Source organism: Pedobacter petrophilus (assembly GCF_009674725.1).
In the GTDB taxonomy this organism is placed as follows: domain Bacteria; phylum Bacteroidota; class Bacteroidia; order Sphingobacteriales; family Sphingobacteriaceae; genus Pedobacter; species Pedobacter petrophilus.
This window is the reverse complement of record NZ_WKKH01000014.1, coordinates 37,211-49,783: the sequence shown is the minus strand read 5'-3', so window position 1 is coordinate 49,783 and position 12,573 is coordinate 37,211. Positions and strand designations below refer to the sequence as shown.

Sequence of the window (12,573 nt, the reverse complement as noted above, 5' to 3'; positions counted from 1 at the left end):
GTTAAATTAGAAGATGAATAATAACAATTGCCCTTGTGGAAGTGGTTTACTATACGAAAACTGTTGCCAGCCTTATCATTTAAAAATAAAACAGGCTCCAACGGCTGAAGCTTTAATGCGATCGAGGTATTCGGCTTTTGTTTTAGCCGATGGCGATTACCTGTATGAAACTACGCATGCGAGCAAACGAAAGGGAAACTTAAAAGATGCATACTTAACAAGTGCGAAAGATACAAAGTGGCTGAAGCTGGAAATCGTTTCTGCCAGCTTGGATCGGGTAGAATTTAAGGCTTTTTATCTTAATCAAAAATTTCAGCCAGCGGTATTACATGAGCAGTCTAACTTTAGATTAGAAGATGGAAAATGGTATTACGTTTATGGAGTGTTCTATTAAAGATCAATATCTAAAGTAAGCTCAACACTTCCGGATTCGGTTTTATAAACATCTAACGCAACCAAATCCAGCGTTGAAAGATCAAAATTAACGTCTTGCTGCTTCAGTATTTCCAGGAACTTTTCTCTGATTTCTACCAACAACAGTTTCCTTGAAAAACCTATCGATGAGAATAGCTGAAAAGTAACAGGCTCAGCAAGTGGATAGTCTAGTGAAATTGCTAATGCATGTTCGGTAATCACAATTTCGTCAGCATCAATCAGATTAAGAATTTCCTCATTTCCACGACCGATATTTATCCAGGGAATAATGCCGTCATCTCCGATAGTCCGGGTTGCTCGGACATTGAAAGTGATAATATGAATCAAGTTTTTTGGTGTCATGTTGATTAATTTGAACGCATTTTGCTTTATTACTATACAAGTAGAAATTCGTGGATGTTTTCCGGAGTAATAACTTTGGTGTTAACATCCTGATAAGCATTGATAAAAGTTTTGGGGAATTTTGCTTTTGAGTGAATATTCCACTTTATTTCATAGGCAGTCATTAATCCATTTCTTTCTTCGATATAATCAATCTCTTGTTGGGCATGTGTGCGCCAGAAGTATTTATTGCAATTAATTTGTTCATAAGCAAGGAGTTTAATTCTTTCACTTACTACAAAGTTCTCCCAGAGTGCGCCAATATCCTGACGTAAATTGGCCGGGCTGAATTGATTAATAACTGCGTTTCGAATGCCATTATCATAAAAATATATTTTACGGCTTTTCTTTAATTCATTTCTCAGGTTTCTACTTAATGAGCCTAACCTAAAGATGATAAAAGCCCTTTCGAGCAAATTAATATATTTCTCTGTGGTTTGATTATCTAATCCGGTTAGCTGACCTAATTCGTGGTAAGAAACCTCATTGCCAACCTGGAAAGCAAGTGCCTGGAGCAATTTTTCCATTTTATCGGGTTTCTGGATTTTCTCCCAATTCAAGATATCTTTATATAGATAGCTGTCTGACAACTGTTTTAATCTGATTTCTTCTTCTCCCGGATTGACTACTATTTCTGGATAATAGCCATAAATCAATCTATGATTCAACAACCTTTTCTCATTCAGTAATCCATGTTCGTTTACCATCTCTCCGAAAGAAAACGGAAAAAGGTTATACTCCCATTTTCTTCCTGTTAATGGTTCATTAATATGATTTGCTAATTCAAAGGCCGAAGATCCTGTTGCAATTACCTTAACATCTTTAAGTTGATCGATTATTAACTTTATAGAAATACCAATATTGTCTATCCGTTGGGCTTCATCTATAACCAATGTCTTAGCTTTACCCAACAGCGATCTTAATGATGTAGAAGTAGTGTTTTCCAGGATATTTCGTATATCAGCGTCGTCGCCATTCCACCAGATTACAGGAGCGATCAACTTAGAAGAAAGCTGTTCGAGCAACGTACTTTTTCCAACTTGCCTGGGGCCTAAAAGTATGATAGCCTTTTTATCTGCAAGATGTTTTTCGATAGATTTAATAAGGGCTCTTTCGATTACGTGATATTATAGCTTTTTGGCTTCATTCCAATAGATATCCATTTCAGCGAGTGTCATATCTGCTAAAGCTTTTCCGTTATCTTTTGCTTTATCTTCTAAATACTGAAAACGTTTTATAAATTTTTTGTTGGTTTTCTCTAAGGCATTCTCTGGATTGATATTGATAAAGCGGGCGTAATTAATCAGGGAAAAAAGTACATCGCCAAATTCGGCTTCTGCCTTTTCCACATCAATAGCGGTATTATCAGCAACATTAAATTCTGCTTTAAACTCTTGCAGCTCTTCTTCTACTTTTTCCCAAACCTGATTTTTATCTTCCCAATCAAAGCCAACACCGCGCGCTTTCTCCTGAATGCGGGATGCTTTTACCAGGGCTGGCAATGAACCTGGCACACCGGCTAAAACTGATTTATTTCCTTCTTTGAGCTTAATCTGTTCCCAGTTTCGTTTTACATCTTCTTCATTTTCTACTTCAACATCGCCGTAAATATGCGGATGGCGGTTAACTAATTTATCGCAAACGCCGTTTAATACATCCACAATATTGAAATCATTTGTCTCGGATGCGATTTTTGAATAGAAAACCAGGTGCATCATTACATCGCCTAATTCTTTTTTAATTTCATTTAAATCGCCTTCTAAAATCGCATCACTTAACTCATAAGTTTCCTCAATGGTTAAATGACGTAAAGTTTCCATGGTTTGTTTCTTATCCCAGGGGCATTGCGTACGAAGGGTATCGAGTACGGTTAGCAGTCTGTTGAAAGCGTCAGCAGGATTATTTGCAGTAACTGGAATTGGGTTATTGGGCATGTTGTTTCTTTTATCGAACGCTAAAATACCAAACCCAGCCGATTAAGAAAAATTGAAATGGAATCCGAAACCATAAATATTTAATTCCGGGGCCAGTTTTAAACAAATCTTCATAGTTAATTTTGTTTTTTGCAGCATAAATATTGGCAGGTAAAATGGCGAATAAAAATATAATTAGTGCTATTCCTGTGTAGTAACGTGTATTTTCGATCCCTAATCCAACTGCGAATAGAATTTCTAAAATGCCGGTAATGATCACAATTTCTACTTTTTTTGGAATAAAAAGCGGAATCATTGCTGCCATGGAAGTTTTAAATTTAAAATGGCCAATGGCGGTGAACAGGAGCATTACGGCCATTGCAATATTTCCGGCAAAGATATTTCCTTTATCAAAAGGGGTGTGGCTGCCAAATGCAAGCAAGGCTACATAGACGATAAGTAATACGAATAGTGGTTTCATTTAAATCCTAATAATAAACTGTAAAATAAGTGTAAAGCTAAATCTTAAATGTTAATCAACCTTTGTTTTTTGAAAACCTCATTTAGATTTGCAGTTTAAAACGCTAGAATATTAAATTAGTCTTTTTCTTCGAGTTTTATTTTTTTAGTGATCTGGTAAACTCGTTTTTTCTTTGCTGGTTTATGCTCTTCACCCATTAAGATACCCCATGGTTTAAGGTTATCTACACGGTCGAAAATAATCTTCAACATGGCCAGGTAAGGAATACACAAAAACATGCCAGAGATTCCCCACACCATTTCCCCGACAATAATTCCCAGAAAAGCAAATAAGGCATTAATTTTTACTTTGGAGCCCACAACTAAAGGCATCAAAATATTGCCATCAAGGGCATGCACACCAATAAAAGTGATCAAAACGAGGAGAACTTTTCCTGCACCAGCAGTTGCAAAGGTGATTAAACAGCTTATCAGCAGTGCGAAAAAGATCCCAAGATAGGGAACAACATTAAAGATGCCAGCTACCAAACCCAACAAGACAGCATATTTAACTCCTAACAAACTTAAAACGGCGATCATTAAAATGGTTACAATTAGCATTTGTAAAAACAAACCAATGATATATTTTTTAATGATGTATTGGATCTGGTTCACAATTTCAGTCACTTTTTCTTTATGCTCTTCTTTAAATACAGAAGTTAAGAAAGTAAATAATACCCGGCGGTAGTTTAAAATAAAGAAAGTAAATAATAAAGTGAATCCTAAAAATAGGAGGGTGGAAGATAAGGTTGCAAGCGTTGTAGCGACGATTGTAGCACTGGTTGCGAGGGCTTTCTCGGTACTATCATTAAGGTAAGCGAGTTGTTTCTCGGTATTTACGTGGAAGGTAATCGAAATCCAGTGTTGCAATTCATGAAAAGAAATATTGGCTTTTTGTTTCAATAAGGGCCAGTCTGCCCATAAATCACTTAATTGATTTCCAAAAAAATACATGATCCCACCGATAACAGCAATCATTAAAATCACTGCAACAATTGTTGCGAGGCTTCTTTTTAGTCTGAATTTTTGTTCTAAAAAGTTCCCTGCCGGAAGCAATAAAATTGCCATTAGGAAAGAAAAAAGTAGTGGTGCCAATAGTGACTGACCCAATATGGCGATGTAGGTTAAACTGATTAGGCAAAAAAGGATTAGGGCCAGTTTGGGCAGGAACGTTAATTTTTCTCTCATGATAGTTTTAAATCCACAGTAATACAAAATGCCCGATTAATGGTTTTGATTAATCGGGCATTTAAATATAGTTGATTATTTCTTAATAGATACTGGCTTTATCAAGGAGTGAAATGTCTTCCGGGGTCAATAGCAAATTAGCGGCTTCCGTAAAAGATTTTAATTGACTCAAATCTGTCACACTTGCTATAGGTGCGGTAATTGAAGGGTGATTGATCAGCCATGCTAAAGCGACTGATGCTTGTTCTACATGGTGTTTGTGTGCAACCTGATCTAAGGCATCTAGAATTTTAAAACCTCTCTCGTTTAAAAATTTCTTAACTCCACCTCCGCGTTTACTTTTCTTCAAGTCATCTTCGCTGCGGTATTTTCCGGTAAGGAATCCACTTGCCAAAGAATAATAAGTTACTACACCTAAATCATTTTCGAGGCAGATTTTTTCATGTTCGCGTTCAAATTCTTCCCTATCGAATAAGTTGTAGCCTGGCTGGTAAACTTCATAGCGGGGTAGGCTGTGCTGTATCGAAAACAATAAAGATTCCTTCAATCTCGCCGCTGAAAAATTTGAGGCACCAATCCAACGCACTTTCCCTGCCCTGATTAAGGTTTCATAGGCCGCTAAAGTTTCTTCAACTGGAGTGGTTTCATCATCAAAGTGAGAAAAATATAGGTCGATGTAATCCGTTTGCAACCTGGAAAGCGAGTGTTCCACCTGGTTAATGATGTAATCTTTTTTGAGTGATTTACCCATGCCCATGTCAGAGCCTACTTTAGTGGCAATTACCACATCGTGGCGTTTGCTATGTTTTTTTAACCAGTTGCCAATAATGGTTTCTGATTCACCACCTTTATTGCCCTCTACCCAGCGGGAATATACATCTGCTGTATCTATAAAATTAAATCCGTTATCTATAAACTGGTCTAATATTTCGAATGATTTTTTTTCATCAATTGTCCAGCCGAATACATTTCCTCCAAATACAATGGGTGCGATGCTTAAATCTGTTTTACCTAATATTCTTTTTTCCATGATCTTCTTTTTAATATAGAAGTAACAAACGAACCGAACTGTGGTTTTTACCGGCGGTCTCCTTTCTGTCAGATTTAGGAAAGATGTAAATTAAAACCGGTAGCAAACTTATCAGCAAAGCTGATTTACATTTTTATTGCCCTAAGCATTTCCCGCTTGCCTGGTGCGCCAGGCAGTTTTTCTATCGTAAAACCACAGGCTTTAACAGCTCTCTTCAGGTTGCCGGTGATGGCATAGGTAACAAATGTTCCACCGGGTTTTAAAAAGCTGCAAACATGGGCAATGATTTCATTGCTCCACATTTCCGGCTGGTGCTGTACAGAAAATGCGTCGTAATAAATTACATCGAATTTTTTGTCGGTTGCAAAACCTGCCAGTGTTGTATGTGGGATTTCCAGCTTGCAGTATGACGATAGGGTTTGTTTTTTATTTAATGCTTCCTCATAATTGGAGATAAAATCATCCCAGGTTTTTGGTGAAACATAAGCCGAATAACCCGTTTGATTGATTACTTCTTTGGTTAACGGAAAAGCTTCAATACTGGTGTAATCGATGTCTATGTTGTTTTGAACACAATATTCGAAGCTGAGTATAAAATTTAATCCGGTTCCAAAACCCACTTCCAAAACTGATATCCCTGATTTTTCGCCTGCTGCATATTTCAGTCCGGCATTAATAAAAACATGCTTGCTTTCCTGAAGTGCCCCATGCTTACTATGGTAATGTTCTCCAATAGTTTCGTTATAAAGCGTATTGGAGCCATCGGCAGTTTGAGTAATAATGTTCATGTGTGCAGGATTAAATGATTTTATGGATAATTATGCGAAATTACTACTTTCGTATAAACGATCTCAATTTAGCACCAACTTAGTTTTTATCTATATGTTTACCCTAAACCCTAAACCCTAAACCCTAAACCCTAAACCCTAAACCCTAAACCCCAAAAATGGATATCGAATCATTCAGAGAATATTGTTTAACTCTGCCGGGAACAACTGAAGGCATGAAGTGGGATCATTTGTGTTTTATGATTGAGGAAAAGATCTACATCATTATTGCTATTGATGAGGGAACAAGATTTTCGATCAAATGCAATCCGGATGATTTTGATGCTTTAACTGCGAGAGACGGAATTGCACAGGCTTATCACTTGGCAAAGCGACAATGGATTCAAGTTGAAAACCTGGATGTGTTAACTGATCAGGAATTAAAACAGCGGGTGGCAGATTCGCGTGCAATGGTTTTGGCCAAGCTGCCGAAGAAAATTCAAGCCAGGTATATTTGATTTAAGTAATATATTATTGTTTAGCGTCGTCTTTTTTGATGCCCTTATCGGCGTTCAACTCTTTGGATTTCATAATATTGAAATTGTACATTTCTTCTATCCCTACTAATTTTCTCGAACATTTTTCAATATCAGTATCCTTCTCCCATAGATACGGGCGGAAACTATAACTTTTAGTTCCATCTAAATTGGCAATAAACTGATCCCAGCTGCTCCACCGTAAGCCTTTATAGAATTTAGAAAGATCACTGTCGAAGCAAAAAACCAGAAATTCGCCATAGCCTGCACCAAGTGGCTGCCAGGTTAGCGTGTTTGGTTCCAGGTAATATACATTTTTAACATCCGGACCTAAACCTCCATAGTTAATGGCGAAAAAACCACCGATGGCATCGTCTGCAATGAGCAGGTATGGAACATTATCTCCAAATTCTTTAATGGTTTTACCTTTGTTCCAATCTGCAATGTTACGCGTCATTCTTTCACTTCCGGAACCTAGAATTCTGATCCATCCATTATCTACCATAATACCGCCGGTGTTGTAAATTACCGATCCCAGCGTAGCATATGTAGTCATTTGCGCATTATAAAGTACCTCTTTCGCCTTTACAGAATCTACTGGTAAAACTTCAACTTTATTTTTTGCTGAGTCGATCCACTTTTGAACCAGGGGCCAGGCCGGATCGGTTTTGTTAATTAGTTTGTCTAAACTGATGAGTTTGTTTTGAGCTGCAACACCGAAAGATATTAGGCTTAAAGCAATGAGGGAAAAGATTTTGAGTGTGCCTTTCATGTATGATGATTGATGCATATATTTTATCAAAGATATAATGATTATCGTGGATTTTTGTTTCAGAACTGAATAAATCTTAGACAAGGTAAAGACATTTTTTAAAAAAGAAACGCTCCCGGTTTGTCGGGAGCGCTCAAAATAACAGGTTAGATATTCCGGTGAGGGATGAAATTTTTAAGTTTTAGCAGAAAGCTTCAAGCCTTCTACCGTTAAACCCTCTTCCTTAGTATTACCACATTCTAATTCTATCTTCTGGTTTCTTATATAATTTGTCACCAGGTTTTACATCAAATGCAGTGTACCAGGCATCCATATTTACCGGAGCACCAATTGTACGGTACGGACCAGGTGAGTGTGGGTCTGTTTTAATTAACTGGGCTGCACTTTCTGGTAAAATGTTACCTCTCCATACTTGAGCCCATGCCAGGAAGAAACGTTGATCTGGTGTAAAGCCATCAATTTTCTCATTGCTTTGGCCTTGTTTTGTCATTTTGAAAGCAGTATAAGCTGCGTTTAGTCCACCCAAATCACCGATGTTTTCACCCATGGTTAATTTGCCAATTACATGTACGGTGTCTAACACGGTGTAAGCATCGAACTGCTCACCCAAAGCTTTCGTTTTAGCATCAAATTTAGCTTTGTCTTCTGCTGTCCACCAGTTTTTCAAATTACCATGTGCATCATACTGACTTCCGCTATCATCGAAACCGTGGCTCATTTCGTGGCCAATCACCGCGCCGATACCACCATAGTTTACAGCATCATCAGCATTTGGATCGAAAAACGGGAACTGTAAAATTCCGGCAGGGAACGTAATGTCGTTCATTGTCGGGCTGTATGAAGCGTTTACGGTTGGAGGTGTCATACCGAAACGGTTGCGATCGATTGGCTTGCCTAATCTGTTTACGTTTTCATTGTAGCCCCAAACGCTGGCATTACGAAGGTTTTGGAAATAAGTATCTTTCCTGATGTCTAAACCAGTATAGGTTTCCCACTTAGTAGTGTAACCTACTTTTGGTTTAAATGCAGCAAGTTTTTCCAATGCTTTTTTCTTAGTTTCTGCGCTCATCCATTCCAAACCATTAATTCTGATTTCGAAGGCCTTCCGTAAGTTTACGATCATCGCATCCATACGGGCTTTTGCTTCAGGTTTGAAGTATTTAGCCACATAAAGCTGACCTAAGAGCTCGCCAATTGTGCCATCTGTTAAAGAAGACATGCGTTGCCAGCGTGGTGTTTGCACCTTTTGACCTGTTTGTGCCTGAGTAAAGGCAAAGTTTGCTTTAACAAAAGGAGAACTTAAGCTACCTGCAGCATTTTTCAATACATTCCATTGCAAGTAGGTTTTCCAGTCTGCCAGTGAAACCGATTTTAATAAACCGTCTAAGCTGGTTAAAAACTTAGGCGATGAAACCAATACCGTATCTTGTCCTTTTATTTTAAATTTAGGTAAATAAGTAGCCCAGTTGATATCCGGTGTTTTTTTACTTAAATCTGCAACGGTTAATTTGTTGTAAGTTGCATAAGGATCACGCATTTCCATGCGGCTCATTTGAGCTTCTGCCAATTCCTTTTCAATTTTAAAAACAGTTGCTGCTTTCTGTTTCGCAGTTTCAGCATCACTTCCCGTTAAGGTGAACAGGGTGGTCATGTAGGTGTTATATGCTTCGCGAATTTTAACGCTCCGGGAATCATCTTTCAGGTAATAATCACGATCGGGTAATGTGGTGCCGCCCTGACCAATGTTAACCATGTATTTGTTAACATTTTTACGATCCTGACCTACGCCAATGCCAAACATCGGACTTCCAACTCCGCTCACGCGCATGTAAGCAACATGGTCTAACACGCCTTGCAAATCTTTAATCTGATTTATCTTTTCTAAATCGGCTTTGATTGGAGTGTAGCCTGATTTTTCGATAGCCACAGTATCCATTGCGGCAGCGAAAAAGTCACCAACACGGCGTTTTACAGAACCTGCAGGCGCAGATTTATCCGCTGCTGCATCCTCTACTAATGTTTTTACAGCATTAATATTGAAATCGCGAAGTTCGTTAAAAGAGCCCCAGCGTGTTTCTTTTGCAGGAACGGGATTGTTTTTAACCCAGTTACCACTGGCGTATGTGTAAAAATCATCACCAGCCTTAACACTTAAATCCATGTTCGCCGGGTCGATATATTTCCTTGCAGTTTGTGCATCGGCAGAAAAGCCAGCAGCAACTATAGCGAGCGCTGCAAAATATCTTTTCGAATTTTTGTATTTCATTCGTTTCAATAAGTTAGTTATTACTGCGAAATTTATGAAATACTAATTAATACTGAAACAATATATTAAGAATATTACTTGTTAAACCAGTAGTAAATTTTTGCCAAACCTAGACGTCTGATAATTTCGGATGCTGAAAATGAGATTTTAATGGATTTCATGATTTTCGATCTTTAATACATTATTAACATTTTTTAACATTATTTATTGTGTGTTTACCGAAAATATCGCTATTAAGAATGATTCACGATAAAGTATTTTTTTGTCTAAATTTGTTTTGTTGGGTGTGATTAAATCAAACCGACAAGCGCTCATGAACACCTGGATTTTTCTGTTAAAACCAAGTGTATAATTAAATAATGAATGTTAGCAAAATAAAATAATGAGCCATACCCATAGTCAAGAAGATAGCTGTTGCAGTAGTAAAGCCCATTCAAAAACCCAAGATCATCACAGCCACTCGCATGAAGAAGGCGATGAACATGACCATGATCATGGTGGTGATCCGTCATCATTTAAAACTTATCTGCCCGCAATAGTTACTTTAGGTATGTTACTTATTGGCATTGCATTCGATAATGTTTTTAAAATCGAAGCTTTTAAAATGATCCGCCCGTACTGGTATATAGTTGCTTATTTACCAGTTGGTATTCCGGTATTGAAAGAAGTTTGGGAAACCTTTAAAGCCGGAGATTTTTTTACAGAGTTTTCTTTAATGTCCATTGCTACAATTGGCGCTTTTGCTATCGGCGAATATCCGGAAGGCGTAACGGTAATGCTGTTTTATACCATCGGTGAGTTATTTCAAATGGCCGCTGTTAACCGGGCAAAAAGAAATATTTCAGCTTTGCTGGATGTTAGGGCAGATGTAGCCAATGTTTTACGTAATGGCAAATATGAAAGTGTGAGTCCTGAAAAGGTTGATGTTGGAGAAACCATTCAAATTAAAGCCGGAGAGAAAATCCCGTTGGATGGAGAAATGTTATCAGAAAAAAGTAGTTTTAATACGGCTGCTTTAACTGGTGAAAGCAATCCAAGAACCATTAGCAAAGGTGAAAATGTATTGGCGGGAATGCTCAATCTGGACTTGCTTATTGAAATAAAAGTTACCAAAGTATTTGCAGATAGTGCGCTTTCCCGGATTTTAGAAATGGTGCAGAATGCCACCACCAGAAAAGCAAAAACAGAATTGTTCATCCGTAAGTTTGCCAAAGTTTACACGCCTATAGTTTTCTTTCTTGCGCTTGCTTTAGTGACTATTCCAATTGTAATTCTGGGAAGCGAGTATCAGTTTCAGACCTGGTTATACCGCGCATTGGTTTTTCTGGTTATTTCCTGCCCATGTGCGTTGGTGATCTCTATTCCACTAGGTTATTTTGGTGGTATCGGGGCTGCATCTGCTCATGGAATACTTTTCAAAGGGTCTAATTTTTTAGATTTAATCACCAAGTTGAATACGGTAGTGATGGATAAAACCGGAACACTGACTAAGGGTGTTTTTAAAGTTCAGAAAGTAGAAAGTAATATTGATAAGGTTGAATTTTTGAACCTCTTAGGTGCATTAGAGGCTAAATCGACGCACCCAATTGCCAGGGCAATAGTTCAATATGTTGGTGATGGCATCAGTTATTTGGCAGAAAATGTGGAAGAGATTTCAGGCATGGGCCTCAAAGGAACTGTAAATGGAAAGCAAATTCTGGCAGGAAATACGAAGCTTTTAACGAAGTCTAACATTGATTTTGATTTCAAAATAAACGATACAGAAGCGTCCATAGTGGCATTGAGCGTGGATGAAAAATATGCGGGTTATGTTTTAATAGCCGATGAAATTAAAGACGACTCGGCAGATGCTGTTAAGCAGCTATATGAAAATGGTATCAAACAAGTGGTGATGTTGAGTGGCGATAAAACGAGCATTGTTAAAAAAGTAGCTCAAACGTTAGGTATTCATTCATTCTACGGAGATCTGCTTCCTGAAGATAAAGTTGCCAGATTAGAAGAAATTAAAAACATTAAATCTAATGTTGTTGCCTTTGTGGGAGATGGTATAAATGATACACCTGTTCTGGCTATCAGTGATATTGGAATTGCAATGGGGGCAATGGGTAGTGATGCGGCTATTGAAACTGCTGATGTAGTGATTCAGACCGACCAGCCATCGAAGATTGTAACGGCCATCAAAATTGGTAAAGCCACTAAAAAAGTTGTGATTCAGAATATCGTTTTGGCTTTTGCAGTTAAGGCGCTGGTTTTAATTTTAGGTGCCGGTGGCTTAGCCACCATGTGGGAAGCTGTTTTTGCCGATGTCGGTGTTGCTTTACTCGCAATTTTAAATGCAGTTCGAATTCAGAAAATGAAGTTTTAGCAGCCATTTTTTTACCGAAAGATTGGTGAGCAATACCGTTGGTTGAAACCAACGGTTATGAAATAATAGATGCTTCGATAATACGATTGATATGACCGGATGCTATCTTCATTGCGGACTGCTTCAGCTGCCTGCATTCTCGGTTCATTTTATAAAGAGATTAAAGCGCTTGATCTCCCGAGTTTCCGTTGGTTGAAACCAACGGTTATGAAATAACAGACGCTTCGATAATACGATCGATATGACCGGATGCTATCTTCATTGCGAACTGCTTAAGCTGTCCGCGTTCTCAGTTCATTTATAAAGAGATTAAAGCGCTTGATCTCCCGAGTTTCCGTTGGTTGAAACCAACGGTTATGAAATAACAGACGCTTCGATAATACGATCGATATGACCGGATG

The 12,573-nt window shown here is 38.1% G+C and carries 12 protein-coding genes; 3 read left to right on the top strand and 9 right to left on the bottom strand.

Annotated elements, in window-relative coordinates; translation table 11 throughout:
• Positions 1–13 precede the first annotated feature (13 nt).
• The gene (locus GJU39_RS11020; RefSeq protein ID WP_154280861.1) at positions 14–394 is read left to right on the top strand and encodes a YchJ family protein; all 381 of its coding nucleotides are present in this window, start codon (positions 14–16) and stop codon (positions 392–394) included.
• Here the strand turns inward: GJU39_RS11020 and GJU39_RS11015 are convergent.
• The 7 genes from GJU39_RS11015 to mnmD form a co-directional block, all read right to left on the bottom strand.
• Positions 391–777 (bottom strand): hypothetical protein, encoded by a 387-nt coding sequence (locus tag GJU39_RS11015; protein WP_154280860.1) that lies wholly within the window; start codon positions 775–777, stop codon positions 391–393. The genes GJU39_RS11020 and GJU39_RS11015 overlap by 4 nt on opposite strands.
• Before the next feature lie 32 nt (positions 778–809).
• Positions 810–1,877, bottom strand: a complete 1,068-nt coding sequence (locus GJU39_RS11010) for an ATP-binding protein (protein ID WP_342448200.1) — start codon at positions 1,875–1,877, stop codon at positions 810–812.
• A gap of 66 nt (positions 1,878–1,943) precedes the next feature.
• Positions 1,944–2,750, bottom strand: coding sequence for a nucleoside triphosphate pyrophosphohydrolase (mazG, locus tag GJU39_RS11005; protein ID WP_154280859.1), 807 nt, complete (start codon positions 2,748–2,750; stop codon positions 1,944–1,946).
• 10 nt (positions 2,751–2,760) lie between these two features.
• Positions 2,761–3,210 carry a DoxX family protein gene (locus GJU39_RS11000; protein WP_154280858.1) on the bottom strand — a complete coding sequence of 150 codons (450 nt, stop codon included), beginning with the start codon at positions 3,208–3,210 and terminating at the stop codon, positions 2,761–2,763.
• Between the two features lie 116 nt (positions 3,211–3,326).
• A complete protein-coding gene (locus tag GJU39_RS10995; RefSeq protein ID WP_154280857.1) occupies positions 3,327–4,436 on the bottom strand; it encodes an AI-2E family transporter in 1,110 nt (369 codons plus the stop codon).
• 82 nt (positions 4,437–4,518) lie between these two features.
• Positions 4,519–5,466: an aldo/keto reductase gene (locus tag GJU39_RS10990; protein ID WP_154280856.1), complete on the bottom strand. Its 948-nt coding sequence runs from the start codon at positions 5,464–5,466 to the stop codon at positions 4,519–4,521.
• A 125-nt stretch (positions 5,467–5,591) separates the two neighbouring features.
• Positions 5,592–6,254 carry a tRNA (5-methylaminomethyl-2-thiouridine)(34)-methyltransferase MnmD gene (mnmD, locus tag GJU39_RS10985; protein WP_154280855.1) on the bottom strand — a complete coding sequence of 221 codons (663 nt, stop codon included), beginning with the start codon at positions 6,252–6,254 and terminating at the stop codon, positions 5,592–5,594.
• 158 nt (positions 6,255–6,412) lie between these two features.
• On the opposite strand from mnmD, the gene GJU39_RS10980 reads away from it, so the two are divergent.
• Positions 6,413–6,751 carry an MmcQ/YjbR family DNA-binding protein gene (locus GJU39_RS10980; RefSeq protein WP_154280854.1) on the top strand — a complete coding sequence of 113 codons (339 nt, stop codon included), beginning with the start codon at positions 6,413–6,415 and terminating at the stop codon, positions 6,749–6,751.
• A gap of 13 nt (positions 6,752–6,764) precedes the next feature.
• Here GJU39_RS10980 and GJU39_RS10975 read toward each other — a convergent pair whose 3' ends face one another.
• Both GJU39_RS10975 and GJU39_RS10970 read right to left on the bottom strand, forming a co-directional pair.
• Positions 6,765–7,541, bottom strand: coding sequence for a DUF2625 domain-containing protein (locus tag GJU39_RS10975; protein WP_154280853.1), 777 nt, complete (start codon positions 7,539–7,541; stop codon positions 6,765–6,767).
• A gap of 229 nt (positions 7,542–7,770) precedes the next feature.
• The gene (locus tag GJU39_RS10970) at positions 7,771–9,807 is read right to left on the bottom strand and encodes a M13 family metallopeptidase (protein WP_154280852.1); all 2,037 of its coding nucleotides are present in this window, start codon (positions 9,805–9,807) and stop codon (positions 7,771–7,773) included.
• 382 nt (positions 9,808–10,189) lie between these two features.
• Between GJU39_RS10970 and GJU39_RS10965 the strand changes: the two genes are divergently transcribed.
• Positions 10,190–12,172 (top strand): heavy metal translocating P-type ATPase, encoded by a 1,983-nt coding sequence (locus GJU39_RS10965; protein ID WP_154280851.1) that lies wholly within the window; start codon positions 10,190–10,192, stop codon positions 12,170–12,172.
• Positions 12,173–12,573 lie beyond the last annotated feature (401 nt).

Excerpts from the sequence above, each read along its gene's own strand:
- GJU39_RS10965 (WP_154280851.1), top strand. The coding sequence starts at position 10,190 with ATGAGCCATACCCATAGTCAAGAAGATAGCTGTTGCAGTAGTAAAGCC.
- GJU39_RS11015 (WP_154280860.1), bottom strand. The coding sequence starts at position 777 with ATGACACCAAAAAACTTGATTCATATTATCACTTTCAATGTCCGAGCA.
- mnmD (WP_154280855.1), bottom strand. The coding sequence starts at position 6,254 with ATGAACATTATTACTCAAACTGCCGATGGCTCCAATACGCTTTATAAC.
- GJU39_RS10975 (WP_154280853.1), bottom strand. The coding sequence starts at position 7,541 with ATGAAAGGCACACTCAAAATCTTTTCCCTCATTGCTTTAAGCCTAATA.
- GJU39_RS10980 (WP_154280854.1), top strand. The coding sequence starts at position 6,413 with ATGGATATCGAATCATTCAGAGAATATTGTTTAACTCTGCCGGGAACA.
- GJU39_RS10990 (WP_154280856.1), bottom strand. The coding sequence starts at position 5,466 with ATGGAAAAAAGAATATTAGGTAAAACAGATTTAAGCATCGCACCCATT.
- mazG (WP_154280859.1), bottom strand. The coding sequence starts at position 2,750 with ATGCCCAATAACCCAATTCCAGTTACTGCAAATAATCCTGCTGACGCT.
- GJU39_RS11000 (WP_154280858.1), bottom strand. The coding sequence starts at position 3,210 with ATGAAACCACTATTCGTATTACTTATCGTCTATGTAGCCTTGCTTGCA.
- GJU39_RS11020 (WP_154280861.1), top strand. The coding sequence starts at position 14 with ATGAATAATAACAATTGCCCTTGTGGAAGTGGTTTACTATACGAAAAC.
- GJU39_RS10995 (WP_154280857.1), bottom strand. The coding sequence starts at position 4,436 with ATGAGAGAAAAATTAACGTTCCTGCCCAAACTGGCCCTAATCCTTTTT.
- GJU39_RS10970 (WP_154280852.1), bottom strand. The coding sequence starts at position 9,807 with ATGAAATACAAAAATTCGAAAAGATATTTTGCAGCGCTCGCTATAGTT.